This is a genomic window from Mycobacterium sp. E3247 (genome assembly GCF_001667785.1).
Lineage (GTDB): Bacteria > Actinomycetota > Actinomycetes > Mycobacteriales > Mycobacteriaceae > Mycobacterium.
The window spans coordinates 50,588-74,945 of sequence record NZ_LZJG01000052.1; the positions used below are offsets into that span (position 1 = coordinate 50,588).

Consider the following 24,358-nt stretch of genomic DNA (forward strand, 5'->3'; position numbering starts at 1 on the left):
CAACGGGAGATCCTAGTCCCGACGACTCTGCCGCTTTACGTCTTCGGCCGAACGTGTAACGTGCCCCACAGAGTTTGGCCACCTAGGAGTTTGCCGTGTACACACTGCGCTTCGACATGCGCGACCCCGAGTGGGCCGCGTCTCCAGCCGATCTGTACGCCGCGGCGCCCGAAATGTCGGCATGGGCCGAGGATCACGGCGGCCTGGCCGCCGTCTTCTGCGAACACCACGGTTCCGAGGACGGCTACCTACCGTCCCCGTTCTTGTTGGCGTCGGCCGTGGCGGCACGCACGCAGCGTCTGGCCCTCAGCCTGATCCTGATTCTCCCGTTCTACGAAACCGTGCGCCTCGCCGAGGACATGGCGGTGCTCGACATCATCAGCAAGGGGCGGGCGTCGTACATCCTCGCGCTGGGCTATCGGCCCGAGGAGTTCGAGCATTTCGGCGTTCCGATCAAGACCCGTGGCCGCCTCTGCGACGAGAGACTCGCGCTGTTGCAGCGGCTGCTTGCCGGTGAAACCGTCGTCGAAGACGGTCGGCGGATCGCCGTGACACCACGCCCGCTGACCGCCGGCGGTCCGGGATTGATGTGGGGCGGCGGAACATTGGCGGCGGCCCGCCGGGCGGGCAGGTACGGCCTGGGCATGCTGGGCAACGCGAATGCTCCGGGTATTCAGGAGGCCTACGAAGCCGCCTGTCGCGAGCACGGCCACGAGCCCGGGCCGACCTTCTTTCCCGACCGCGACACGCCCTCGGTCGTGTTCGTCGCCGACGACGTGGATCAGGCCTGGAAAGAGATCGGCGACCATCTGCTGCACGACGTCCGCACCTATGCCGCCTGGAACCCCGGCGACGAGACCACGGCCGGCTTCTCGCACGTGAACACCGTCGACGAGCTGCGCGCGACCGGGAAATCACACGTGATTATCTCTGTGCCCGAGGCGGTTTCGCGGGTCCGCGCCGGCCAGGTGCTCAACCTGTCACCGCTGTGTGGCGGGCTGCCACCGGACGTCGCGTGGCCGTATCTCAAGCGCGTGGGCGAACTCGTGCTTCCTCAGGCGCTCGGGTGACTGCTGACGCACCCGCCCAACGTGGAGTTGTTACGGGGAAGTCGGCTATTTTCGCCCAACAACTCGACGTTGGGCGCAAATGTTATTGGGGGCGACTATGCCAACGCGCAACGGGCGCACACCGCGAGCGTGCGCGCGTGGGCGCGCCTGCCCGTCGTGACGGGGTGAGTGGGCGTCGTTCCGCCGAGTGTGAAGTTAGCTTCACGCTGGCCGCCGAGCGTGAAGTTAGCTTCACGCTCGTCCAAGAGAGGCAGCGCTAGCTGGCTGTTGCGTCCACCAACACCGCGCCGTCGGGCTGATTGCCCAGCGTCTGCAGCGCTATGTCCCCTCCCTGGGCCGTCAGCCGAACGATCTGGGCCAGTTGCGCGGGGGCGTCGCACTGCAAGTAGTGGTCGGCGCCGGGCACCACCCAGTAGCGGTTGCGGCCGGGCTTGGTCTTCAGATACGTCTGCCAGACGTGGTTGGGGACGCGCAGCGGCGCGACGCTGTCGTGCAATCCCCACACCACCGTGGTGTTGACCGGGCTGGTGGAAAGCGCTTCCAGCCAACCCGTTTCGTCGGCGGCGCGCTCGTGGAGGTACTGGATGGTGTCCGGCAACACGCGGATCCCGTCGTTGTGGGCGAAGCACTTCGCCAACGCGGCGATCTCGGGGTCGTCGAGTGTGCGTCGCGGCATGAAGGTGCTGGCGCCCAGGCCGGCGGCCAGCATCTCCGGCGTGGTCGCCGCGGCGGTGGGCCGCCCGGTGTCGGGGTCGAGCAGTGCGGTCTGGAAGGCGGTGAGGTTGGACAGCGGCAGGTAGATGTTGGCGTTGGTCACGATCAGGTCTACGGGCGCGACGGGCGGATCCAGCGCCGCCAGCATCTCCAGCGCGATCATGCCGACGCTGCTCCCGCGATCGTGGGTGAGCATGCGGAATTCGGTCAGAGTCCACACCTGGGTCATCGCGTAGACCAGCAGCCGCGCGTCGTCGTAGAGCGAATACACATAGGGTTCAGCCGGTTTGTCCGACAGGCCGTACCCTGGAAAGTCCAGCGCGTAGATGTCGAACTCCGAGCCCAATTCATTGGCCAGGGCGAAATAATCGATGCTCGACGTCGGAAAGCCGTGCACGAGCACCAAGGCGGGCGCGCCCGGCATTCCGCAGCGGCGACTGAAGACCGCGACTTCCTGTGCATCGTTGGCGGCGGTCGTCGACCGCCACCGTAGTTCCGTACCGCCGGTTTGCCACTCCGCGAAGATGTCCAAGCTGCCAGCATCGCAGAGCTAAGGGCGATAGACAACCATGCCGTTACCGCAAGCCGGCCGCACGGGCGCCGCGTTCACGGGCAGGTGATGTGGACCCCGAAAGTCACCGGGCGCGTGCCGTTTTGGCCGGGTGTGGTCGCCTGGCCCGTTCCGGTCACCGTGTAGCTCTTGCCCTGCTTGGTCGCTTGGACCTGGGTTGCCGACTTGGTCGCCTGGTACGGCAGTTGATACTGGCCGGTGCCTAGCGCGAGCGAGATCGCGAATGCGTCCACCATGGGCGGTTTCTCGTCCGAAAGGGCCAGCGAGACCGACGCCGTATCGTCGTGCACGCTGATGTGGGTGGTGAGGTCCCCGGATTCCGGTGGTGACGCATCCGGTTGGGCCGCCGAACTGGTGCAGTCCACCCCCGCGGTCATCGTGTGCTTGTTCCCGTCGATCATGACCGTGGTGCTCACGGGATCCGGACTCGAACTCGGGGCCGACGCCGGTTGACTTCCTTTACCGGAGCAGCCGGACAGGCCGGCGGCCAGCACGAGCCCGGCCACCACGAAGATGTACGGAATCTTCATCTCACCTCCTTTGCCAGCGAGGACTATAGATCCCCTTCGTTTCGGGAAGGTCTCATTTCTCTGGCGACCAGTCAACCGCAGGGTTTACCGCCAGGCTTCCCAACTGACCATGCTGCGTAGCGGCCCGGCAAACAGCGGCCGTACGGCCGATGACCGCCACCGCTGTTCGATGACGGGGGCCAAGGCGTCGGTGGTCGTCAGCGGGTCTTCGTCGAGGTAGATGACGGTGATGTACTGGTGGTCGGTGCGCCATCCCCGCGGCAGGTGGCTCCAGCGCGCGCTGGACCCGAAGGTCCACGCGCCGGCGGTGCCCGGCGCGGCGAGCAGCGCCGGGTGGTGCTCGGCGTGCAGCCATTGCAGCCACTCGTCCGGGCGGCGCCCGGCGACGGGTTCCTCGACGATGAGCACGACGCCGCGGTGCGGCCGAAACGGCACCACCTCGGCGGAAACGAGTGCGCGCGGCGAGGACTGCCACTGCAGCAGGCGCAGGCCGGCCACCTGTAAGGAGGGCCGGACGACGGGGAACCGGCCGTTCTCGCGCAGCGCGCGACCCAGTGTGACGAAGTCGTCGAAGGTTTCCTCGACGGGGTCGCCGACGAGGTAGTGCACCGCGTTGCCGATCTCACCCAGGTCACCGTGGGCCGCCAAGCGGTGCGCGGGATAGTCGCCGTCGGCGATCCAGCGCAGCCCGTGCACAATGCCCGGCAGCTGGTACTGCTCGGGCATGTGATCCAGCAGGTGCCAGCGCAGGTAACTGCCGTCGTCGTCGGCCGGCGCGGCGGCGGTGAGGCTGAATATGCCCGCCCTGACGCGTATCACGCGGCGCCCCCCGGGGGCTGCAGCTCGGCGAGCGCCTGCAGCTGGTCCAGGTAGTGCTGCAGCGATGTGTGGCGGAAGACGGCGGGCACGATGGTGGCTCCGTGTGCGGCGGCCCGGCCGATGGCATCGCGGGTTTGCTCCGGCTCGTCGATCGGGTCCAGCAGCGCCGGGGGTGGCAAGACCACCTCGAACCCGGGCCGAAGATCGAAGCGGCTCAACCAGTCTCGTGCGTCACGCAGGCCGACACTGAAGGGTGCCCAGCCGTCGGCCAGGGTCGCGGCGCGGCGCAGCGATCGCGGGGTCCGGCCGCCGACCCAGACAGGGACCCGCTCCTGCACGGCGCACGGATCGACGACCATGCCGCCGAACGAATAGAACTCGCCGCGGTATTCGGGTTCGGGCACGGACAGCGAGGCGCGCAGCGCCCTGAGCGCGTCGTCTCCTCGCGGTCCGCGGTCGTCGAACGGCGCTCCGAGGAGGTCGAATTCCTGCTTGAGGCTGCCGACGCCGACGCCGAGGATGAGCCTGCCGCCGCTGACCTTGTCCAGCGTGCCGTAGCGCTTGGCGATCTCGAGCGGATGGTGGTATCCGAGCACCAGCACGTTGGTGGCCAACCGGATTCGCTCGGTGTGGGCGGCCAGGTAGCCGAAGGTGGCCAGCGGATCCCAGTAGCGGGTGCCGCGGCGGTGCCTTTCGGCCGCGGGCAGGGCGATGTGTTCGCTGCAGGTCAGGTGGTGGTAGCCGAGTCGATCCGCGGCTACGGCGACCCGCGTCAGATCCTCGATGGACGCGGTCTTCTCCCAATCCCCACTGGCATTGGGGAACATCGTCACCACGGGGGTGGCCACCGAGAGTCGGGGGGCGCTCATCCCTGCATGTACCCTCCGGCGTCGACGGGGATCGATTGCCCGGTGATGGTGCGGCTTTCGTCGCTCGCCAGGAACAGCGCCAGGTTGGCGACGTCGTCTGGTGTGGAGATATCCTGCAAGGCAACGCCTTTGATGGCATTGGCGCGTTGGGTGGCGAAGTCGATGCCGCGTTCGTCGGCGGTGCGTTGCACCCATCGGCGCCACAGCTCGGTGTCGATCGAGCCGGGCACGATGCAGTTGCACCGGATGCCGTACGGGCCGACCTCCAGAGCCACGGTCTTGGTGAACGCACGAAGTGACGCCTTCGCGGTGACGTAGTGGCTCTTGCGGACGATGCCGAAAAAGCCCGCCGTGGAGGAGAAGTTGAGGATGACGCCGCGACGGCGGGCCAACATCGACTGGTTGAGCACTTCCCGGGTGCACAGCATCGCCGCGGTGACGTCGATGGCGATCGTGGCGTTCCAGTTGTCCAGGGTCTGTTCCCAGATCCAGCGGTCTTCACCGGGCGCGGCCGCGTTGTTGCACAAGATGTCGACGTGGCCGAATTCGTCGACGGCGCGCGCCACCATGGCTGCGACGTCGTGCTCGTCGGTGACGTTAGCGCGCATCGCGACCGCACCGGGACCGGCGGCGTCGGCGGCGGCGCGAATGAGTTCTTCGCGGCGCGCGGCCAGCAACACCCTGGCGCCTTCAGCGACGAACCGCGAGCCCAGCACGGGTCCCAGACCGGTGCTCGCCCCGGTGATGATCGCGACCTTGCCGTCGAGGCGGCCCGTCATGGCGCAGTCAACTTGCGGGCAGGCATGTTTCGAGCCACGCGTGGATTCGTTCGGCGACGGCACGCCATCCGGGGTCGAGCATCATGTCGTGGCTCATCTTAGGGAAGAACTCGGCCCGAGTGTCGTAGGCGGCCGCGGTGGCCAGAACTTCGTCCGCGGTGAAACAGACGTCGTCCTCGGCTCCGAGCACCAGCAGCGGCGTGGTAACCAGATGCGGCCTGGGAAGCTTCAGCCACAGCATGTCGATCGCGAGCCTCAGCGCGAACTCTTCGTCGAGTGCCGCGGCGTAGCGCGCCACGTCGGCTTCGGAGTGTGCCCGCGAGAAGAAGGTTTCGCGGGCCAATTCCGGTGTGGCGCCGACGCCACGCAACGACCTGGTCATGGCCAGGCCGCTGGCGGTGTACCACGGGTGACGCCTGAGCCTGCGCGCCAGGAATCCCAGGATCCCGCTGGGGGGCACTGAGGCGAGCAGCACGGCCGCGGCGGCCTCGTGTGATTCCAGGTACTTCTGCACCACGAAACCGCCCATGGAGTGGCCTACGACCACCGGCCGTTCGGGCAAGCAGTCGGCAACCGCGGCGACGTCGGCGACGAAGTCCGTGATCGAGCAGAACCGCATCGACCTGGCCGCCGGGCTGTTGCCGTGACCCCGAAGGCTCACCGCCAGCGCCCGGTGGCCCTTGTCGGCGAAGAAGTCCAGAAAGTGCTCGTCCCAGCACCAGGCGCCATGCCAGGCGCCGTGCACGAACAACACCGGTGGCTTGCGGGATTCGCCGCTCGGCTGTCGTTCGATCACTTCGAGCATGAGCGTGACTCCTCCGTCGGCCGCGCCCCTGGTTGGCTGCAACGCCGCTGAGACTAGCCGCTGGCCCACCCGTGCAGGGCCGGAATCAGCAAAGGTGCACGGAAGCGCGCCCCGGCGGGCGTTTACTGGGCCGGTGGGAGCTGACGCGGATTCCGGCGGGACGCGCGTGCTGGTGCTGTCCGCCTTCCCGGCCGAGGCCGACGCGGTGTTGTCCCACACCACGCTCGATCGTGATCCGGTGGTGGTCGCCGACCGCCGGCACTTCTACCTCGGTTCGATCGCCGGCAAGAGGGTGGTCGTGGCGATGACGGGCATCGGCCTGGTGAACGCGCGCGACACCACCGCAGTCACCTTCGCTCGCTTCCCGCCCGGCGCCCCCAATGCGATTGGTGCGGTGGTGTTTTCGGGCGTCGCTGGCGGGGCGGGCCGCACCAGGATCGCCGATGTCGCCGTGCCGGCGCGCTGGACCCTGGACCACGGCAGGACGTTTCGTCCGGTCGACCCCGGCATGCTGGCGACGGCCGAGAAGCTCTCCGTGGCACTCGACGGCGCGACCCGCCGGATCGATCTGCGGCGCAGGCCGCACGTCGTCGTCGGCGGCGACGGTTGCAGTTGGGACAACAACAACGGCGTGGCGTTTCCGTGCATCCCCAACGGGGGCGAGGTATTCGGCTGCCAGCCCCGCAGCGCGCCCGACCGGTCCTTGCGGTACACCGGCAACTTTCGGCAGGCGGGTGTCCGCTGGCTGAGGAGGGCGCTGATCAGCAACCTGCGCATCGTCTCGACGTCAGACCCGGCCTTCGAGGCGACGGACATGGAGACCGCGGCCGCGCAGGCCGTGGCCGACGCGCACGGGGTTCCGTTCCTGGGCATCCGGGGCATCACCGATGGGCCGGGCGATCCACTTCAGTTGCCCGGCTTCCCGTTCCAGTTCTTCTGCTACAAGCGGATCGCGGCGGCCAACGCGGCCCGGGTAACCGCGGCCTTCCTCGAGAGCTGGCCCGGGGTTTGATCGTTACTCGGGGCCGCGCGCGACCGCCCGTCCCGGGTCCGAACACCACTCGGACCACGACCCGGGAAACAGCGCCGCCTTCCGGGCCGCCGCCGCGAGCGCGGCGACCGCGACGCTGGCGGTGACGCCCGAGCCGCAATAAGCACCCAGCGGACCGTCCCCATCGACCCCGCGCTCGCCCAACAGTCGGGTAAGCGCTTCGTCGCCGACGAACGTGCCGTCGGCAGCCAGGACGGCCGTGCTGGGCAAATTCTGGGCGCCGGGGATGTGACCGGCGGCGGGGTCGAGCGGTTCGACGTCACCGCGAAAGCGTTCGGGCGCCCGCGCATCGAGGAGCGGCATAGTGCCGGCGCCGGCCTCGTCGGCGGTGAGGGTCGGCAGGTGACCGGCATACAGATCATCGTGCGGCACAGTCACATTCCCGGGTTGCGGTGTCACCTCGCCGGTTTCCAGGCGCAGCCCGGCCGATCGCCAGGCGGCCAGGCCGCCGTCCAGGATGCGGACGTCCGGCAGCCCGGCCGTCGTCAATACCCACCAGGCGCGCGCCGAACCGGCGCGATTCCAGTCGTCGTACACCACCACCGGCGAATCCTGTCGGACTCCCCATCGGCGCGCGGCGGCCTGCAGACTGCGTCCCGACGGCAGCGGATGGCGGCCGCGTCCAGAAATCGTGTGATCGCTGAGTTCCTCCTCGAGCGAGGCATACACCGCGCCGGGTAGGTGGCCCTGCAGGTAGGCCGGCCGCCCGTCCGGCTCGTCGAGCCGCCACCGGACGTCGAGGATGGTGACCGGATCGCCGGCCTCCATGAGTGCAGCGAGCTGCGTGACGCTGATCAACACCTGGTCCCGGGCTGTCACCGATTCGCCTCCCTGATCGTGTGCACCGAGACTAGCTGCCGCCCGAAATGCCGCCCTGCTCGGCAAAAGGGTGGCGTAGCGTCGCGATCGGAAGTAGGGCAATGGAGCGGAAGGCTCCGACTTCGAAGGACGTCTACGGCCATGAGTACATCCGAGCAAGCGCAGACCCGTACCCGTATGTTCGCCCGCGTGCTGGGCCCGTACCTGACGATCGTGCCGATCACGGTCGTGGTGCGCGGCTCGTACATGCAGACGCTGTTCACCGAGTTCAAGGCGAATCCCATGTGGCCGTGGCTCTATGGGGCGATTCTGTTGATGGGCGGCATTTTCATCATTGCGTTTCACCAGTATTGGCGCGGCCTCGCGGCGGTCATCGTGTCCGCCGTGGGCTGGTTCTTCGCGATCCGCGGGGTGCTGCTGTTGACGTTGCCCCGAGCTTACGACGCGGCCGGAGACGCGATATACAGCTCAGGCATGTCCGCGGCGATATGGGTGTTGTTCGGTTGCCTGGCGTCCGCGGGGCTGTACCTGACATATGTCGGCTGGAAGCCGGAGCGCTCCGCGGATAATTAAGCTCGCGACCATTTCCATTTCCACGTAAGCCGCGAATTCCGGCCCATTTGGATGGCGTACGTCCCCGAACTAATGGGGCCAAACGGCCCTAGTGAAACGGCATTGCGGGAGCCACGGTTGATGTTTCGGAGTCGATTGGCGGCAAATGCTCTCGCCGCTCAAACGAGGAGGAATACCAGTGAAGATCCCCACGATGATCATGACGGTCGCGGTCGTCGTAATGACCGCCATCGGTGTGAGCAACGCACCCATCGCATCGGCCACCTACCCCGTCGTCGGCAAACTCGGTAGCGAACTGACGATGACCGACAGCGTCGGCCAGGTTGTCCTTGCGTGGACGGTCAGCAACCTGCAGCCCAGCAGCGACGTAACTCCGGGCTACACGCCGACGGGCAAGCTATGGGAAGCGACGGCTACCGTCAGGTCGATTCGCGGCACTGTCACTCCAGCGATTTCGCAATTCAACGCCGTCGCCCCGAATGCGGCCGCCTATCGGGTTCTCTGGTGGGTCGCGAGCCCGACGAACATCAGCGGGGCAACCATTCCTGACGGTGCGCAAGCGACCGGCAAAATCCACTTCGACGTCACGGGTCCGGCGCCGACCACGGTGACGATGAACAACGGGATGGAAGACCTGCTGATCTGGGGCCCGTAAGGGTTATGCGGTGTGTTCGGAATCGCCACGCTGATCGGGCAGCGCCGGCGCCCCTAACGACGCCAGCATGCCCGTCGCCGCCCGGTGCCACGTGAAGTCCTCTGCGCGGCGGCGCGCCGACACGCGGCGGTGGTGCTCGGGGCGGCTGGTGACCGCACCGACCGCCCGCGCGATCGCGGCCGGGTGATTGTCCGCCGAAGCGCCGCTGTCCGGGGTGATGATCTCGGTCAACGCCGAGGTCCGCGAGACGACCGCCGGTGTGCCGCAGGCCAGCGACTCCAGCGCGGCCAGCCCGAACGTCTCGTGCGGCCCGGGCGCCAGCGTCACGTCGGCCGAGGCCAGCAGCCCGGCCACCGTGTGGCGATCGGAGACGAAACCGGTGAAGTCCACCGGCAGCCGGGCGGCCTGCCGCTCCAGCCTGGCCCGCAGCGGACCCTCGCCCACGACGACGAGCCGGGCGTCGACCCCGGCGTGGCACAACTCGCCGATCGCGTCGATGCTGCGGTCGACGCGCTTTTCCACCGACAGCCGGCCGCAATGGACCAGCAGCAGCTGGCCCGGCGCGGCCCAGCGCCGCCGTACCAGGTACGAGTGCCGGCGCGGGTGGAAGGTCTGCAGGTCCACGCCCAGCGGGACGGTCACGGTGTTCGTCGCGCCGATGCGGTCGAATTCCTCACGCGCAAAACCGGTGGTGCACACCACGGTGTCGTAGTCGGCGGCGGTGCGCGCGTTGGCCAGGTCGGCGAACTTGACCGCGGCGCGGCGCGGAAGTATCTGCCCCACAAGGCGATCCAGCCGCTCGTGGGAGATCATGACGGTGGTGGCGCCGTGGTTGCGGCCCCATCGGCCCAGGGATCGCAGCGTGAGCCGGTCGGATACCTCCAGGGCGTCGGGACGTAACGCCTCCAGCAGCGACTTGACCGGGCCTGGCAGGACAGCGCGGTAGCCGCCGGTGAGCGGAATCAGCCGCGCCGGCAGGGTGATTCGCACGACGCCGGTGCGCAGCTGGCTGCGCTCGGCGCGCTGGCCGGGAACGATCAGGAACACCTCGTGCCCGCTGGCGCAGTATTCGGCGCCGAGCCGGTCCACCGCGGTGCGAAGGCCGCCGGAGCGAGGGCCATAGAAATTGGCGACCTGTACTACACGCATAACGTGAGGACACGCGGTGCGCGTGTGCGTTCAACAATGTGGACTTGACGCTGGCCTGAACAGTCCATGAATTCCGCCGAACGGGCTACGCCCGGTCGCCCTTCGGACCTTCGGCCTGGTCGATTTGCTCGGCGATGTCGGCGCCGGACAGCCGAGCGTCGAGGAAGTCGCCGGAGGTGGGCAGGCTCAGATGCAATTGCGACGCCCCACTGATCGCGACCTCTCCACGCTCGAGGGTGAAATCGAGGATGTGCCCGCCGCCGGTGCGGTCGGCGTTGAGGAAGTGCAGGTGATACCCGGCGACCGAGATGCCCTGCTCGAAGTCGGGGGTGCGGAACCCGACCACCGTGCCCGAGACGTCGGTGAAGACGGTCTCGGCCTGTTCCTCGGTGGCCTGGGTCAGCGGGGGGTAGGGCGGCTTCTGCGCCATCACGGTGCGGGTGTGCAGCTCGGCGAAATGCCCGGTGATCCGAACGGCGTAAATGAGGTTGGCGCTGGTGATTTGGCGGTCGATCGCGGCGGTCAGCTCCGTGCGGGGAGTACGGCTGCGGATCGCGATCTGAAAGTCGTTGTGGAATCGGGTGACCGCCGCGAAGGGGCTGCGGTCGGTCGGGGCGGCCCGGCTGGCGGAGCCGTCCGCGCGCAACCGGTAGCAGACGCCGTCGAGAATGACCATCTCGCCGTCCAGGTGATTGAAGGTGCCCAGCCCGAAGTCACCGTGGCGCAGGATCTCGGCCACGGTGACGTCGCCGTCGTAGACGCCCTCCAGCAGGGCGCCGATCGTCGAGAACTGGTACACCTCGGCGTCGTTCGCGTGTTGATGGGTGAGCAGCGTTGTCGCCCAATGGTGGAAGCGTTCGTAGGCGCCGGTAGGGGTGTCCATGGTCCTCATTCGAAGGGGTCGTCGTGCAGGTGTGCGGCGAGGTCGGTATTGCGGCTGTAGTCCACGGGGACGTCGATCAGGGAAGGGCCGTCCTCGGCCAGCGCCTGGCGCAGGGTGGCGGTGAATTCGTCCAGCGTGCTCACCCGGTAACCACGGGCGCCGAAGGCCGCCGCGTAGGAGACCAGGTCGTAGTCGCTGAGCTCCACACCGGATTTGCGGTCGTACTTGAGCATCTCCTGGAAGCCGACCATGTCATAGCTGTTGTCGCGGAACACGATGTGGGTGAATGTCAGCCCCAGATGGGTTGCGGTCGCGAGCTCCTGGGCGGAGAACAGGAATCCGCCGTCGCCGGAGACGGACACCACCTGCGTTCCGGGCCGCACCAGACAGGCCGCCATGGCCCAGGGCAGCGCCACGCCCAGGGTTTGTTGTCCGTTGGAGAACAACAGCCGCCGCGGCTCATACACCCGAAAGTGGCGGGCCATGTAGATGTAGACCGAGCCCACATCGCAGGTGATGGTGGCGGTGTCGTCGAGTTCGTCGCGCAGCCGCAGCAGGACGGCGACGGGGTTGAGGCCCTGGCCTTCGGGTGTGGCACCCCCGGCCGTTATGTCGATGTCGATCAATGCCTTTCGCTGGGTGGCGATCTCGTGCTGATAGTCGTCGGCGAGCGTCAGGCCGGCCAGCTGGTCGGTCAACGAGGTGAGGGTGGCGGCGATGTTGCCGAGCAGTTCGACGGTGGGTTGATAGTGGTTGTCGATGTCGGCAGGCACCGAGTCGACGTGCACGACGGTGCGGTCGACGTCGGTGTTCCACAGCACCGGGTCGTACTCGACGGAGTCGTACCCGACGGCGACCAGGACGTCGGCGTGGGAGAGGACGACATCGCCGGGCTGATTGCGGAACAGTCCCACCCGGCCCAGGAAGTTGTCCTCCAGCGCGCGGGAGATCACCCCCGCGGCCTGGAAGGTTTCGACGACGGGCAACCCCGTCGTGGCGACCAGGGCGCGCAGCGCCAGGCAGCTGTCGGGGTCGGCGCCGCGCATACCGACCAATAACGCCGGCCGCCGCGCGGCGCGGATCAGCTCGCCCGCCTGCGCGACGGACGCTGCCGGGGCGGCCGCCAACGGCGGAATAGGTTGCCGCCCAGGGATGCTCGCCGCGGTGGGGGCGGCCAGGACGTCGGCGGGCAGTACGACGGCGGCGGCGCCGCGCGGTTCGCTGAGTGCGGCGCGAAACGCACCGACGGTGGCCTCGGCGGCGTTGCCGGGGTCGTTGACCTCGCCGGTGAATTTGGTGACCGTCCTGAGCATCGCGGCGGCGTCCATGGACTGGTGCGTGCGTTTGAGCCGGTCCTCCCGGCGCACCGCGCCGCACAGCGCCACCACCGGATCCTGTTCGGTGTTGGCAGTCAACAATCCGGTGGCCAGGTTGGTGGTGCCGGGGCCCGATGTCACCAGCACCACGCCGGGGATGCCGGTGAGACGGCCGATGGCCCCGGCCATGAAGGCGGCGTTCTGTTCGTGGCGGCACACCACCAATTGCGGGCCGGAGTCCAGTAGGGCGTCGTAGACGGCGTCGATCTTCGCGCCCGGCACACCGAAGACGTACTGCACGCCCTGCGCCGACAAGACGTCGACGATCTTCTGCGCGCTGCGCACGGGATCACCGGGGTTCGTGGGGGCCATGCGCCCAGCCAAGCACGGGTCGTGGTCTGTTGGCGATTCGAGTGTGCGCTCAGGGCCTTGAGTGTGCGCCCAGGGCGGCGACACGCCGAGCGGCGCCGCCCTAGGCGCACACTCAACGGCGAATCCTTTCGCCTACCCGCTGGACTCCGGCCCGAACCAGCGCCGCAGCGCCGCATATAGGCGGGGACGGTCGGCCGCGCCGAATTCGCTCGCGGCCCAGGCGACGTATCCGTCGGGCCGGATCAGCAGTGCCGCCGCGGGCGGGTCGTGGAGTGTCGCGGTCACGATGTCGACCCGATCGGCCCAGCCGGACGCCGCGGCCCCGATGCTGCCGTCGAAATCGAGCAGCACCGGGCGTGCGCTGTGCAGCAGTTCGGTGACCCGTCGGCCATCGGTGAGCGTCAGCTCGGGCACGGGCCAACCCGATAGGGGATGGTCGTCACCGACGTCGTACCGCACGTCGGTGCCGGCCAGCAACGCGGCCATGTGTTTGGCGACGTCGGGAAGGGTGAACAGTTCGCCCATCAGGGTGCGGAGCGCGGCGACTTCGGCGCCCGGGAACATCAGGGCGGTCTGGGCCTGCGAGTGCATCATCACGCGTTCGCCGACGGGATGCCGTTCGGATTCATAGGTGTCGAGCAGTCCGGCCGGCGCGCGCCCGTCGAGGTGGGCGGCGAGCTTCCAGCCCAGGTTCATGGCGTCTTGCAGGCCCAGGTTCAGGCCGGGGCCGCCCATGGCGCTGTGGACATGTGCGGCGTCGCCGAGCAATAGGACCCGGCCGGCGCGGTAGCGCTCGGCGTGGCGGGTATTTTGACCGTTTATCCGCCGAAGAGCATGTGGCCCCGCACCTTTCGGCTCTTCGAAGGGAACGTCGACGCCGAGGACACGTCGGGCGCTTGCCAGCACTTCGGCCACGCTCATCGGTGTGTCCTCGACCGGCGGCCCGAATTCCAATGTGCCGAACAAGGACCGACCGGGTTCGAACTGCGCGTAGATCACCCCGCCACGGTCCAAGCGCGTGTGGCCCAAGGGGAGCCGGCCGAACCCGGGAATGTCCAGGCTGCCGTCGGCGCGCTTGAGGTCATCGGGGACGTGCACGTGGGCGAGGCGGCCTACCACGTCCAGCGTGGTACCGGGGAAGTCGATCCCCACCGTCTTGCGCACCAGGCTGCGTCCGCCATCGGCACCCACCAGATACCCGGCGTCGATGCGATAGTCGCGTTCGGGGGACGACACCCGCAGCGCAACGGCGTGTGCATCCTGCTGCAAATCCGTCAGTTGGTGTGCCCAGCGCAGGTCCACTCCGAGATCGCGGGCCCGCTTCTCCAGCGACCGCACCAGCCGAGGCTGGGGCATGACCATCGCGTACATCGGATTGTCTTCCAGGCCGGCGAAGTTCAGCATCATGGCGGCGAACATCCAGCCGTACGTGGGCTTCGGCGGATCGGCGTCCCCGGTCAGCTCCCGGTACATGCCGCGCATATCGAGCGTCCGGACGACCTGCCCCACAAGACCGTTCGCCTTCGGCTCGTCGCTGGGCCCAGGCAGGCCGTCGAGCACGACGGGGCGGATGCCGGCCAGCGCGAGCTCGCACGCGAGCATGAGTCCGTTGGGGCCGGCACCGGAGATGACGATGTCGGCGTATTCGTCAGTCATGGGACCTCTTCTTGTGCTTGGCGGGTTCGGGCAGGCCGGCGCTGACGGCAGCGAAGCCGGAACGAATCAGGTCGGTGATCGGGACCGGTGGGTCGGCCCGGACGTAGGCCTCCGCCGCGGCGTCGCCGACGGCGCGCACGATCGCCACCACCAGCCGGGGATACAGGTCGTGCTCGGGATCGGTGCCGGTGCGCTCAGCGATCACGGTGAGCCATTCATCGAAGAGGTTCTGCGGCAACGCGTTACGCACCTGCGGGTTCATCAGCATCTTGCGTACCTCGACGAGTTCCTGGCGGCTGAGCACCTGGTTTTCCTCCCCGTGCACCTCGCCGAAGTCGGCTTCCAGCGGCTCGAGCACAGCGTGCGTGATCGCCGTCCACAGCGGTTCGTCGGGCGGGCGTTGCCGCAACGCGGCAATGCCGCGGCGCATCCGCTCGGTCTGTCGGTAGGCGAGCGCCTCGTACTTTCCGCCGAAGTAGTTGTTGAAGGTGCGCAACGAAACGCCGGCCAGGCCGGCGATGTCCTCGCGCGTCACGTTGTCCAGTCCGCGTTCGAAGGCCAGGTTGAGCGCGGCGTCGCTGAGCGCACGCCGGGTGTCGGCCTTCTTGCGCTCGCGCAACCCGCGCGGTGGTTCGGTCATGACGACCACCGTATGCAAAAGTTGCACGGCAGGCAATATTGCACGGCGAGCAATATTTGGGTCCGCGCCTAGCCTGGGGTGTGGGCAGCGGATGCCACGATCGGTGGGTCAACCGAATTCGCGCTGGAGGGCGAAGCCATGGATGTGCAATTCATCACGAGCGTTGCAGTAATCACCCCTGAGCCGGCGGTCAGCCGACGGCTCTACGTGGACACGCTTGGCCTGCCCCTGACCGCGGAGGCCGACGGCTATCTCCACAGTGAAGGCATCGACGGCTGCAAGTCTTTCGGTGTCTGGCCACTGACTCAGGCCGCGCAAGCCTGCTTTGGCACGCCTGACTGGCCGGTTGAGCGGCCGGTGCCACAGGCCAGCGTCGAGTTCGAGGTAGCGGACGCCGACGCCGTCCGCGCCGCCGCGAACGAGTTGACGCAGAAGGGGTTCACGCTGCTGCACGACGCACGCACCGAGCCGTGGGGACAAACCGTCGCTCGACTGCAGTCCGTCGAAGGCACGATCGTCGGCATTTCTTACGCGCCCGCGATGCATTCGTAAAACTCGCGCCTGCTACCGCTTGCCCCAGTCCCAGGGCGGCGTCGTCAGCAGGTTCTGACCGGCGACGCGTGTCTCGCCCCACTCCTTGTAGAGCTCGATCTCGACCGTGTCGTCGCCGGTGGCTTCCAGCAGTGATCGTGAATGGGTGACCACCAGGACCTGGGTCCGGGCTGCAGCGGCGCGGATCAGCCCGGCGAGTGGACGCACCAAGTCCGGGTGCAGGGATGTTTCGGGCTCGTTGAGCACCATCAGCGAGGGCGCCTGCGGGCTGAGCAGGGCGGCCGCCCACAGCAGGAATCGCAGTGTGCCGTCCGATAATTCGGCTGAGCGCAGCGGCCGCAGCATGCCGCGCTGCCGGAGCTGCAAGTCGAACAGCCCGTCGTGCACGGCGACCGACACCGTGGCGCCGTCGAAGGCCTCGGCGACGGCTTCGCCGAGGCCGTCGATGCCGGCCTCGATGATCGTCTGGATGGCGGCGGCCAGGTCGCTGCCGTCGTCGGCGAGCACCGGGGTGCGCGTCCCGACCTGCGGGTGCCGCGCGGGCGCGTCCGCGTCCACCCGGAAGCCGTCGTAGAACCGCCAGCCGCGCAGCCGCTCGCGCACGGCGGCGAGCTCGGGAAGCGCATGCGGGTGGGCGTACTCGGCCAGCACGCTGCGGTACAACGGCAGGGACCGGGACAGCTCGTCGAATCCGCGGCCGGTGTCGGCGCTGGCCTCGACGAAACTCGCGGCGCGGCGCACCAGCGTCGTGCCAGTGCGCAGCACCGGGCCACCGAACACTGCCTCGCGTTTGATCTCGGGATCGCGGGCGAAAAGCGAATCCGCTCGCCCCGCGGACACCGGGATGCCCAGGTCGACGAGGTAGCCGAAATCGTCTGCGGCAAAACCCAACTCGAGGGATACGGGACGGGTGCGCACCGTGCCCTGGGCCTTGCCCGTCCGGCGTGCGCCCTTCAGCTCCTCGGGTCCGGCCCACAGCGCGGACTGCAGACCGCCCTCGCGGGCCAGCGACGCGATCACCTCGCCGCGTCCGCAATCGGCCAGCAGCCGCAGCGCGCGGTACAGCGACGACTTCCCGGCGCCGTTGGCGCCGGTGACCACCGAGAGCCGGCCCAGCGGAAGGATCACCTCACGCAGCGACCGGTAACCGCGGATCGCCACCGTGTGCAACATGGAGCCGACTGTACGGTCGGGGACCGACGCGCCTACTCGTTGTCGGCGGCGTCCAGCAGCTGCACTTCCTCGAGGTCCATCTCGTTCTGCAGCTCGCGCAACACGATGTCGTCGATGAGGTTCTGGTTGCGCAGCGCGGTGATCTCCCGCCGCTTGCTGTCCAGGACACCCAGCCGCACCCGGCGCACCAGCTCCTTCTTCTTGACGAGGTGGTTGTCCGTCGAGCCGTTCTCGGTGGCGACGGCCACCGCGGCCTTCTCCTCGTACTCCTTCTGCAGCCGGCGGCGCAGGTCGTCGCCGATGCCGACCTCGTCGGCGACGGCCGGCAACGCGTCGAGGGCGGCTCGCATGCCCCGGGTGCGGGCCAGCTGCAACTCCTCGGCGTGGGCGACGTCCTCGGGCATCTTCGCCCAGCGCACCACGGCGGGCAGCGTGGTGCCCTGGACCAGGACGGTGGTCAGGATCACGACGACCACGATGAAGATGAGCAGGCTGCGGTCGGGGAACGGCGCGCCGCTGAGTGTGGTCGCCGGGACGGCCAGGGCCGCGGCCAGCGACACGGCCCCACGGAATCCGGCCCAGGCGGTGACGAAGCGTTGCCGCCAGCTGACGCGACGCTCGCGTTGCGCCTCTCGGCGGTCGATCAGCCGGATCAACACCACCGTGAGCTCGCCCCAGAAAATGCGCGAGACGATCACCACGGCGGTGACGGCGAGTGCAATGAACAGCGCGCGGCGAATCCCGCCGTCCACGCCGGCGATGCCGTGCAGTGCCGCCGGGATCTGGACGCCGACGAACACCCACAGCGAGCCGTTGAGCAGGAAGGTCGCGCTGTCCCAGAACGAGTAGGCCTGCAGGCGGGACCGGGCGCGGATCACCACCGGCCCGGCGTAGGCGAGCACCAGCGCCGCGACCATGACCGCCACCACGCCGCTGCAGTCCATGCTCTGGGCCAGCAGGAATGCCGCGAAGGGCGTCAGCAGGCTCAACGCCATTTCCTCTTGTGGGGCGTCGATTCTCTTGCGCACCAGCGTGACCGCTCCGCCGACCAGGAGTCCGGCGGCGATGCCGCCCAAATAGGAGCCGACGAAACGGCCGACCAGATCGATCGGGGTGATCGCCGATCCGCCGATCGCCACGTGGACCGTGACGGCGAACAGCACCAGGGCCGTGCCGTCGTTGATCAAACTCTCGGCCTTGAGCACGGTGACCGACCGGCGCGGCAACTTCTTCGCCAGGCCGGCCACGGCGGCGGCGTCGGTGGGGGAGAGCACGGCGCCCAGGACGGCCGCCGCGTGCGAGTCCATGCCCAGCGCCCGCGCCGTCCACGACACGGCCACCGCCGTGGCGATCACCAGCCCGACACTGAGGAAGACGATGATGCGCGCGTTCGCCCGGATCTCGCGGAAGCTGGTGTTGAGGCCCTCCCAGTAGAGGATCGCCGGCAGGAACAACAGCAGCACGATCTCGCCGTTGATGTGCACGTGACCGAAGTGCGGGATCAGACCGAGCAACGTGCCGAGCACGATGAGCAGCACCGGGGGGCCTACCCGGTAGCGCCGGCCGACGACCGTCCCGACGATGACGGTGGAGACGAGCGCGACGATCAGGACGAGGCCAAACACCAGCCCATCCTGCCGGACCGGTGCGGGTCGCGCCGACCGGGGCTTGGGCGACGCGCTGTCACTCCCGTCACTTCAGCCCCGTCGGCGGGATGGTATGCGAGTCTCGAACTTGATAGCGCCCGCGATATCAAGTTCAAGAGTCGACTGATAGGCGGGCGTTCGGCGCCACGCACGGCTGGCAAGACGTGGCAGTGTTGGCGGTGTGAGCGACGCGGAGGCTTTCGAGTCCCAGCGGCCGCGGCTGTTCTGGTTGGCGTATCGGCTGCTGGGGTCGGCGAGCGAGGCCGAAGACGCTGTGCAGGACGCTTATCTGCGACTGCACGCCGCGGATGCGGAGGCAATCGAGTCGCTGCCGGCCTGGCTGACCAAGGTCGTCACGAACCTGTGCCTCCACCGGCTCACGTCGGCGCGTGCCCGTCGAGAGGTTTACGCCGGGCCGTGGCTCCCGGAGCCGGTTCTGACCGACGACCGGACACTGGGCCCGTTGGATACCGCCGAACAACGCGAGTCCGTGTCGGTCGCGCTGCTGAGCCTGATGGAACGGCTCAGCCCGACCGAGCGCGCGGCGTTCGTACTCCGAGAAGCGTTCGGCTACAGTCACTTCGAGATTGCCGAGATTCTGCAGACGTCGGAAGCCAACGCCCGCCAGCTGTACCGGCGAGCGAAGCAGCGGCTCGGCGAACCGCGGCAGCGTTTCCAACCGGATCCCGCGCGGTGGCGCCGCCTGGTCGACCGATTCTTTACCGCCGCCCACGCGGGCGACGTCGCCGGACTCGTCGAGATCCTGACCGACGACGTGACGTCCACGGCCGACGGCGGCGGCAAGGTGGCGGCCGCCCGGCGCCCAATCATCGGGCGCGACCGGGTGGCCTCCTACGTGGCCCGCGCGTTCAGCAGGAACGTCCCGCGGCTGGGGCTGCGGATGGACGTCGCCGAGGTCAACGGCGAGCCGGCGATCCTGGCGTTCGACGGCGAAACGCTGACCGGCGTGCTGTGCTTCGAGATCGTCGGCGAACGGATCGCGGCCCTGCGGGCCATCGCCAATCCGGACAAATTGCGATTTCTGGCCGGGCAGTTGTCACATCCGGCGGGCCTGTCCGGTTCATAAGGTGTGACGAACTCTGTACTCGTAACCGGCGGCACGGGAACCGTGGGCCGCATCGTCGTCGACAACCTGACCGCCGCCGGTAAAGACGTCCGCGTTCTGAGCCGCGGGCGGCGGCGCCGGCACACCGACGTCGAGCATGTGGTCGGCGACGTGCGGACCGGCGACGGCCTGGATGCGGCTGTCGACGGCGTCGACACGATCGTGCACTGCGTCTATCCCACCGAGCACCTGGTCGCGGCGGCGAAACGGGCGGGCTCACCGCATCTGGTTTACGTCTCCATCGTCGGAATCGACCGCGTCCCATTCGCCCTGTACCGCATCATGCTCGCCAACGAACGCATGATCGCCGAGTCGGGCTTGCCGTGGACGGTGCAGCGGGCGACCCAGTTTCACGATCTGATCGCGTTCCTCTTGCGCATGCTCGCGAAACCGCCGGTCATGGTCGTGCCGTCGGGCCTGAGGTTCCAACCGGTCGACGTGCGCGACTTGGGCGAGCGGTTGGCAAGGTTGGCGCTCGGCGAGCCGATTGGACGTGCGCCGGATTTCGGCGGCCCGGAGGCCCGTACACTCGACGACCTTGCCCGCAGCTACCTGGCGATCGTTGGCAAACGGCGACCCCTCGTGCCGGTCCGCCTGCCCGGCAAGGTGTTTGGCGGGATCCGCGCCGGCGGGCTGCTGGCCTCGGAGCACGTCGTCGGCGTGATCACCTTCGAGCAGTACCTCCGTCAACAGGTCGAAGCGGGGCAACTGCCGTACCGCGACGCCATCCGGGCCTACCTGCCACACCGCACGGGCAAAAGTTCGCGATGACGGTCCGACCGACCAGCCCGGTGTCGGCGGGCAATCTACCTTCGCTCGACGCGCCGACCTGAGCACCACGCATCCGGGCCATAATGGGCTCGATGACTGTCGGGAAGATCAGGCTCTTGGTGACCGTCGCGATGCTCGTTTGGCCGATGTTGGTCGGCTGCCACTTCGCGTCCAGGAACCCACCGTCGACCAAGACGCTGCAGGTCCCCATGAACGACGTCCTCACGCAAGACGCCATCACGCAGAGCATCACGCTGGCCGTCGGCAACACGCTGGTCGTGAAGCTGGGCTCGAATTACACCACCCCGTACCGGTGGACGCCGGAGACCAAGATCGGCGACCCGGCGATCATCAGGCAAACCAGCCATGAATTCGTGCCCCCGAGCTCCGATGCGCTGGGGGCGCCCGGCACCGAGGTGTGGACGTTCACGGCGTTGAAGCCGGGGACCACCACGATCGGCACGTCTTACACCAGTTTCGTCGGTAAGGATTCCAAACCGGCGTGCACCTATACGGCCAACATCACGGTGCAGTGAGCCGCGCCGGCAAACGACTGCGTCCCACGGCGTGGCAGGGGCTTGCCCATCTCGCGGCGCCTTTGGCGGCGGGGTGGATGCCCAGCGCGTGGCTGACGAGGCCGATCCCGGCGCCGAGGATGGGCCAGATCGGCCAGAAGTAAGTGGCGCCGGTGGTGGCGGCGACGGCCGCCCACACGGCGAGCACGACGACGGTCATCGCGACGTAGGCGGCCAGGTGCAGGCGCACGCCGCGCCGGGCGGCCTCGACGCGGGCGGCGCGCCGGCGTGGGTCCGCACGCCGGATCCGCTCGAGCGGCAGGTCGGCGAGGAGCCGGTCGAGCTCACTGGTGGTGTGCGCGCCGAACACCGCCTGCACCCGTTGCTCGTACTCGTCCAGTTGCAGGTAACCCTGTGCGAATGCCTGGCCCAGGCGTTCGGCCGTCGCCTCCCGGTCGCGGTCGCCGGCGCGGGGGGCCGTCAGTTGCTGGTCCATTTCGTCCCCTTCCGAAAGATGTGAATGGCCTTAACATACTCGGGCAATGTTAATATCGTCAACATGGCACGCCCGCGGAAAGCCCCGGCCAGTGCGAAGCGTCGGGACAGCTACCACCACGGAGACCTCAAACGCGCCCTGAGCAGCGCCGCCCTGTCACTGGTGGCCGAAAAGGGGCCGAAGGGTTTCACCCTCACGGAGGCGGCGCGGCGCGCCGGGGTCAGCGCCGCCGCCCCGTACCGGCACTTCGCCGACAAGGCCGCGTTACTCGCGACCGTGGCCGAACAGGGCTTCCGCGACCTGCACGCCGCGTTGAGCGCGGCCGCCGACGAGGCTCCCGACCCGAAGGACCGGGTGACCGAACTCGGCCGCGCGTATGTGCGCTGGGCCGTCGCTCACCCGGACCACTACCGGGTGATGTTCGGCGCCGAGCTGTCCAAGGGCGACCATCCCGACTTGGCGACCGCCGGGGAGGAGGCGTTCGGTGATCTGCTCGGCGCGATCGCGGCGTGCCAGCAGGCGGGCGTCGTCGGCGGCGATGACCCGCGCGAACTCGCCGCGCCGCTGTGGTCCTTGGTGCACGGTGTCGCATCGCTGGCGATCGGCGGCGACCTACGTGCGGTCGGCATCGAGCACGACCCGGACGCCATCGTCGCCGGCGTGGTGGCCCAAATGCTCAGCGGCTAGGCCACGTTGGCCTTGCGGAGCGTCGAATAGACCTCGGCCAGGAATTGCTCGGCGGCCACTGCGGCGTGCACCGCCCGCGCCGAACCGAAGATGTCGAAAGCGTGCTGGGCGAGCGGCATTTCGGCGTACACGACGGGCTGGGTGCTGACCTGTCGCAGCCGTTCGACAAATGCGCGCGCCTGCTCGACGGGCACCAGCGAGTCGTTGCGGCCGTGCAGCACGAAGAACGGGGGAGCGTCGGGGGAGACGTGGTTGACCGGCGACGCGGTGATGAACGGCTGCATGTTCGTCGAGGGTCGCTCCTTGACAACGGATTTGACGAGCAGCGCGGGCATCATCGGGTGCATCGCGTCGTTGAAGCGGGTGAAGTCGTAGACGCCGTAGAACGGCACGGCGGCCTGCACCCGGGTGTCGGCGTCCTCGAAGCCGGGCTGGAACTCCGGATAGTTGGGCGTGAGCGCGGCCAGTGACGACAGGTGGCCGCCGGCCGAACCGCCGGTGATGGCGATGAATTCGGGATCGCCGCCGTACTCGGCGATGTGGGTCTTGACCCACGCCAGGGCGCGCTTGACGTCGACGATGTGGGCGGGCCAGGTGTTGCGCGGGCTGTGCCGGTAGTTGATCGACACGCAGACCCAACCCAACTCCGCCAGGTGGCTCATCAACGGATGTGCCTGTCCGCGCTTGTTTCCCGTCGTCCACGCACCGCCCGGGATCTGGAAGAGCACCGGCGCCTTGCCGGCCGGGTCCAGATCGGGACGGCGCCAGATGTCCAGAAAATTGGCGCTGCCGAATTCGCCGTAACTGATGTTCGAGTCGTGGGCGTAGTCGCGGTAGATCCGCATCATCCGCAGCAGCCCCGGCGTCTTGGCGGTGCCGCTACCGGCCGGCCGGCGCCATAGATCCCCCGACTCGGTGAGGCGCGACGCGCCCAGGCCGCTGTCCAGCGCCTCGGTCAGCGGCACGTTCGCCTTGTGCCCGGCGCGGCTGAAGTTCAGCAACCCCAGCGCCGAGACACCGGCGACCGCCCACGCGGCGAACCGCACCGGCCGCGTCAGGCGTCGGGCCGTCAACGCCAGCCCGCCGAGCTGGCTAACCAGGGTCTGCAGCGGCAGCTCGGTGACGACCACCCCGAACATGAACGAGAAGAGCGAGAGGTAGCCGCTGCGCGCCAGCGGCCGGTACGCGTTGAGCGTGGACACGGCGGTCACCGCCGTGACCGCGAGCGACCCTATCTGCCGGATGACGTGGATGATTCGAGCTGTCCGCATGGGCTCACCTTATTAAAAGCCCCCGCTGCGTCGACCGCGACCAGTTGTCTCATGCGAACACCGTCTTGGGCAACGGCTGTTGGCGGATAAAAACCGCGCTTTTGATCGAGTTCTACGATTTGGTCTGACAGCGGCGCGAGCCGATTCGGCCACCTAAGAGGGCAGCGAGAAGATGGCTACCAAGATGCGCTTATTGTGGCGAGCGGTCGCGGCCGTCTGCGCCTCGGTGAACTGTTCGATCGCCCCGATTGCGGGCGCGCAATCGGCGTGTGCCGCCCTCGGTGGGACCGTCGACCAAAACCAGGTCTGCCAGGGCCACATCACCACGGCCGACTACACGCTCGACCTGAGCTTCCCGGTCAGCTATCCCGACCAGCAGGCCATGTCCGATTACCTCGTCCATACCCGAGACACCTGGGTCGACGACGTGCGGACGTACCCCCGGCATGATCGGCCGCCCTACCTGCTGACCATCATCGGAACGGCGTATCGGTCGGCCGCGCCCGGCTCGAGCACCCAAAGCGTGGTGCTGGACATGAACCAGGACCTGGGCGCCCACCCCGTGACGTCCTTCAAGGCGTTCAACTACGACCTCGGCAAGGGCGCCCCGATCACGTTCGACACGCTGTTCAAGCCGGGCACCAAACCGCTGGACGTCCTCAACCCGATCGTTGAGCGCCAATTAGGCCCGCTGCCGTTCGGCGAGCCCGGAGTCGAGGCGTATCAGAATTTCGCGATCACCGATGACGCCGTCATCTTCTTCTTCGGCCAGGGGCAGGTGCTGCCGTCGGTCAACGGGCCGCAGCAAGTTTCGGTGCCCCGTACCGAACTCGCCGCCCTGATGGCGTAG

General features: G+C 68.3%; 26 protein-coding genes. 10 read left to right on the forward strand and 16 right to left on the reverse strand.

Annotated elements, in window-relative coordinates; translation table 11 throughout:
• The first annotated feature begins 95 nt into the window (after window positions 1–95).
• Window positions 96–1,070, forward strand: coding sequence for an LLM class flavin-dependent oxidoreductase (locus A9X04_RS02805; protein ID WP_067917516.1), 975 nt, complete (start codon window positions 96–98; stop codon window positions 1,068–1,070).
• Window positions 1,071–1,326: 256 nt separating this feature from the next.
• On the opposite strand, the gene A9X04_RS02810 is transcribed toward A9X04_RS02805, so the two are convergent.
• From A9X04_RS02810 to A9X04_RS02835, 6 genes are all read right to left on the reverse strand, one after another.
• A complete protein-coding gene (locus tag A9X04_RS02810; protein WP_067917518.1) occupies window positions 1,327–2,316 on the reverse strand; it encodes an alpha/beta fold hydrolase in 990 nt (329 codons plus the stop codon).
• 74 nt (window positions 2,317–2,390) lie between these two features.
• Entirely contained in the window at window positions 2,391–2,885 is a 495-nt protein-coding gene (locus tag A9X04_RS02815; protein WP_067917521.1) for a lipoprotein LpqH, read from the reverse strand.
• A gap of 84 nt (window positions 2,886–2,969) precedes the next feature.
• Window positions 2,970–3,701 (reverse strand): hypothetical protein, encoded by a 732-nt coding sequence (locus A9X04_RS02820; protein WP_067917588.1) that lies wholly within the window; start codon window positions 3,699–3,701, stop codon window positions 2,970–2,972.
• Window positions 3,701–4,573, reverse strand: coding sequence for an LLM class F420-dependent oxidoreductase (locus tag A9X04_RS02825; RefSeq protein WP_067917523.1), 873 nt, complete (start codon window positions 4,571–4,573; stop codon window positions 3,701–3,703). The genes A9X04_RS02820 and A9X04_RS02825 overlap by 1 nt, the downstream gene beginning before the upstream one ends.
• A complete protein-coding gene (locus tag A9X04_RS02830) occupies window positions 4,570–5,352 on the reverse strand; it encodes an SDR family NAD(P)-dependent oxidoreductase (RefSeq protein ID WP_067917525.1) in 783 nt (260 codons plus the stop codon). The genes A9X04_RS02825 and A9X04_RS02830 overlap by 4 nt, the downstream gene beginning before the upstream one ends.
• Before the next feature lie 7 nt (window positions 5,353–5,359).
• Window positions 5,360–6,157, reverse strand: a complete 798-nt coding sequence (locus tag A9X04_RS02835) for an alpha/beta hydrolase (protein ID WP_067917527.1) — start codon at window positions 6,155–6,157, stop codon at window positions 5,360–5,362.
• A gap of 133 nt (window positions 6,158–6,290) precedes the next feature.
• On the opposite strand from A9X04_RS02835, the gene A9X04_RS29400 reads away from it, so the two are divergent.
• The gene (locus A9X04_RS29400) at window positions 6,291–7,169 is read left to right on the forward strand and encodes a hypothetical protein (protein WP_231985646.1); all 879 of its coding nucleotides are present in this window, start codon (window positions 6,291–6,293) and stop codon (window positions 7,167–7,169) included.
• 3 nt (window positions 7,170–7,172) lie between these two features.
• Here A9X04_RS29400 and A9X04_RS02845 read toward each other — a convergent pair whose 3' ends face one another.
• Window positions 7,173–8,027: a sulfurtransferase gene (locus A9X04_RS02845; protein ID WP_067917529.1), complete on the reverse strand. Its 855-nt coding sequence runs from the start codon at window positions 8,025–8,027 to the stop codon at window positions 7,173–7,175.
• 141 nt (window positions 8,028–8,168) lie between these two features.
• On the opposite strand from A9X04_RS02845, the gene A9X04_RS02850 reads away from it, so the two are divergent.
• Together A9X04_RS02850 and A9X04_RS02855 are read left to right on the forward strand one after the other, a co-directional pair.
• Window positions 8,169–8,600 (forward strand): hypothetical protein, encoded by a 432-nt coding sequence (locus A9X04_RS02850; protein ID WP_067917531.1) that lies wholly within the window; start codon window positions 8,169–8,171, stop codon window positions 8,598–8,600.
• Between the two features lie 178 nt (window positions 8,601–8,778).
• Window positions 8,779–9,255, forward strand: a complete 477-nt coding sequence (locus tag A9X04_RS02855; RefSeq protein ID WP_067917532.1) for an MPT63 family protein — start codon at window positions 8,779–8,781, stop codon at window positions 9,253–9,255.
• A gap of 3 nt (window positions 9,256–9,258) precedes the next feature.
• Here the strand turns inward: A9X04_RS02855 and A9X04_RS02860 are convergent, their stop codons facing one another.
• The 5 genes from A9X04_RS02860 to A9X04_RS02880 form a co-directional block, all read right to left on the reverse strand.
• Window positions 9,259–10,404 carry a glycosyltransferase gene (locus tag A9X04_RS02860; RefSeq protein ID WP_067917535.1) on the reverse strand — a complete coding sequence of 382 codons (1,146 nt, stop codon included), beginning with the start codon at window positions 10,402–10,404 and terminating at the stop codon, window positions 9,259–9,261.
• Window positions 10,405–10,489: 85 nt separating this feature from the next.
• Window positions 10,490–11,296, reverse strand: a complete 807-nt coding sequence (gene budA / locus A9X04_RS02865; RefSeq protein WP_082974766.1) for an acetolactate decarboxylase — start codon at window positions 11,294–11,296, stop codon at window positions 10,490–10,492.
• A complete protein-coding gene (gene alsS / locus A9X04_RS02870) occupies window positions 11,293–12,975 on the reverse strand; it encodes an acetolactate synthase AlsS (RefSeq protein WP_067917537.1) in 1,683 nt (560 codons plus the stop codon). Before alsS ends, budA begins: the two co-directional genes overlap by 4 nt.
• Window positions 12,976–13,107: 132 nt before the next feature.
• On the reverse strand, window positions 13,108–14,631 hold the full coding sequence (locus tag A9X04_RS02875; RefSeq protein ID WP_067917539.1) for an FAD-dependent monooxygenase: 1,524 nt from the start codon (window positions 14,629–14,631) through the stop codon (window positions 13,108–13,110).
• Window positions 14,624–15,271 carry a TetR family transcriptional regulator gene (locus A9X04_RS02880; protein ID WP_067917594.1) on the reverse strand — a complete coding sequence of 216 codons (648 nt, stop codon included), beginning with the start codon at window positions 15,269–15,271 and terminating at the stop codon, window positions 14,624–14,626. Before A9X04_RS02880 ends, A9X04_RS02875 begins: the two co-directional genes overlap by 8 nt.
• A gap of 138 nt (window positions 15,272–15,409) precedes the next feature.
• Between A9X04_RS02880 and A9X04_RS02885 the strand changes: the two genes are divergently transcribed.
• A complete protein-coding gene (locus A9X04_RS02885; RefSeq protein ID WP_067917596.1) occupies window positions 15,410–15,823 on the forward strand; it encodes a VOC family protein in 414 nt (137 codons plus the stop codon).
• A gap of 12 nt (window positions 15,824–15,835) precedes the next feature.
• Here the strand turns inward: A9X04_RS02885 and A9X04_RS02890 are convergent, their stop codons facing one another.
• Both A9X04_RS02890 and A9X04_RS02895 read right to left on the reverse strand, forming a co-directional pair.
• The gene (locus tag A9X04_RS02890; RefSeq protein ID WP_067917541.1) at window positions 15,836–16,996 is read right to left on the reverse strand and encodes an AAA family ATPase; all 1,161 of its coding nucleotides are present in this window, start codon (window positions 16,994–16,996) and stop codon (window positions 15,836–15,838) included.
• A gap of 32 nt (window positions 16,997–17,028) precedes the next feature.
• Window positions 17,029–18,621 carry a Na+/H+ antiporter gene (locus A9X04_RS02895; protein WP_067917542.1) on the reverse strand — a complete coding sequence of 531 codons (1,593 nt, stop codon included), beginning with the start codon at window positions 18,619–18,621 and terminating at the stop codon, window positions 17,029–17,031.
• Window positions 18,622–18,823: 202 nt separating this feature from the next.
• On the opposite strand from A9X04_RS02895, the gene A9X04_RS02900 reads away from it, so the two are divergent.
• From A9X04_RS02900 to A9X04_RS02910, 3 genes are all read left to right on the forward strand, one after another.
• Window positions 18,824–19,729 carry an RNA polymerase sigma-70 factor gene (locus A9X04_RS02900; protein ID WP_067917544.1) on the forward strand — a complete coding sequence of 302 codons (906 nt, stop codon included), beginning with the start codon at window positions 18,824–18,826 and terminating at the stop codon, window positions 19,727–19,729.
• A gap of 3 nt (window positions 19,730–19,732) precedes the next feature.
• Complete coding sequence (locus A9X04_RS02905; protein ID WP_067917546.1) at window positions 19,733–20,539, forward strand: SDR family oxidoreductase; 807 nt, start codon at window positions 19,733–19,735, stop codon at window positions 20,537–20,539.
• A gap of 83 nt (window positions 20,540–20,622) precedes the next feature.
• Complete coding sequence (locus tag A9X04_RS02910) at window positions 20,623–21,075, forward strand: protease inhibitor I42 family protein (protein WP_082974767.1); 453 nt, start codon at window positions 20,623–20,625, stop codon at window positions 21,073–21,075.
• Here the strand turns inward: A9X04_RS02910 and A9X04_RS02915 are convergent.
• Window positions 21,062–21,550, reverse strand: coding sequence for a DUF1707 domain-containing protein (locus A9X04_RS02915; RefSeq protein WP_067917548.1), 489 nt, complete (start codon window positions 21,548–21,550; stop codon window positions 21,062–21,064). The genes A9X04_RS02910 and A9X04_RS02915 overlap by 14 nt on opposite strands.
• Window positions 21,551–21,613: 63 nt before the next feature.
• On the opposite strand from A9X04_RS02915, the gene A9X04_RS02920 reads away from it, so the two are divergent.
• The gene (locus A9X04_RS02920) at window positions 21,614–22,237 is read left to right on the forward strand and encodes a TetR/AcrR family transcriptional regulator (protein WP_067917551.1); all 624 of its coding nucleotides are present in this window, start codon (window positions 21,614–21,616) and stop codon (window positions 22,235–22,237) included.
• On the opposite strand, the gene A9X04_RS02925 is transcribed toward A9X04_RS02920, so the two are convergent.
• A complete protein-coding gene (locus A9X04_RS02925) occupies window positions 22,234–23,508 on the reverse strand; it encodes an alpha/beta hydrolase (protein ID WP_067917553.1) in 1,275 nt (424 codons plus the stop codon). The two genes, A9X04_RS02920 and A9X04_RS02925, sit on opposite strands and share 4 nt — an antisense overlap.
• Before the next feature lie 172 nt (window positions 23,509–23,680).
• Between A9X04_RS02925 and A9X04_RS02930 the strand changes: the two genes are divergently transcribed.
• Window positions 23,681–24,358, forward strand: a complete 678-nt coding sequence (locus tag A9X04_RS02930) for an esterase (RefSeq protein WP_231985647.1) — start codon at window positions 23,681–23,683, stop codon at window positions 24,356–24,358.

Coding starts and splice junctions, on each gene's coding strand:
- A9X04_RS02815 (WP_067917521.1), bottom strand. CDS start 2,885: ATGAAGATTCCGTACATCTTCGTGGTGGCCGGGCTCGTGCTGGCCGCC.
- A9X04_RS02825 (WP_067917523.1), bottom strand. CDS start 4,573: ATGAGCGCCCCCCGACTCTCGGTGGCCACCCCCGTGGTGACGATGTTC.
- A9X04_RS02830 (WP_067917525.1), bottom strand. CDS start 5,352: ATGACGGGCCGCCTCGACGGCAAGGTCGCGATCATCACCGGGGCGAGC.
- A9X04_RS02835 (WP_067917527.1), bottom strand. CDS start 6,157: ATGCTCGAAGTGATCGAACGACAGCCGAGCGGCGAATCCCGCAAGCCA.
- A9X04_RS02850 (WP_067917531.1), top strand. CDS start 8,169: ATGAGTACATCCGAGCAAGCGCAGACCCGTACCCGTATGTTCGCCCGC.
- A9X04_RS02860 (WP_067917535.1), bottom strand. CDS start 10,404: ATGCGTGTAGTACAGGTCGCCAATTTCTATGGCCCTCGCTCCGGCGGC.
- budA (WP_082974766.1), bottom strand. CDS start 11,296: ATGAGGACCATGGACACCCCTACCGGCGCCTACGAACGCTTCCACCAT.
- alsS (WP_067917537.1), bottom strand. CDS start 12,975: ATGGCCCCCACGAACCCCGGTGATCCCGTGCGCAGCGCGCAGAAGATC.
- A9X04_RS02875 (WP_067917539.1), bottom strand. CDS start 14,631: ATGACTGACGAATACGCCGACATCGTCATCTCCGGTGCCGGCCCCAAC.
- A9X04_RS02880 (WP_067917594.1), bottom strand. CDS start 15,271: ATGACCGAACCACCGCGCGGGTTGCGCGAGCGCAAGAAGGCCGACACC.
- A9X04_RS02885 (WP_067917596.1), top strand. CDS start 15,410: ATGGATGTGCAATTCATCACGAGCGTTGCAGTAATCACCCCTGAGCCG.
- A9X04_RS02890 (WP_067917541.1), bottom strand. CDS start 16,996: ATGTTGCACACGGTGGCGATCCGCGGTTACCGGTCGCTGCGTGAGGTG.
- A9X04_RS02910 (WP_082974767.1), top strand. CDS start 20,623: ATGGGCTCGATGACTGTCGGGAAGATCAGGCTCTTGGTGACCGTCGCG.
- A9X04_RS02915 (WP_067917548.1), bottom strand. CDS start 21,550: ATGGACCAGCAACTGACGGCCCCCCGCGCCGGCGACCGCGACCGGGAG.
- A9X04_RS02920 (WP_067917551.1), top strand. CDS start 21,614: ATGGCACGCCCGCGGAAAGCCCCGGCCAGTGCGAAGCGTCGGGACAGC.
- A9X04_RS02925 (WP_067917553.1), bottom strand. CDS start 23,508: ATGCGGACAGCTCGAATCATCCACGTCATCCGGCAGATAGGGTCGCTC.
- A9X04_RS02930 (WP_231985647.1), top strand. CDS start 23,681: ATGGCTACCAAGATGCGCTTATTGTGGCGAGCGGTCGCGGCCGTCTGC.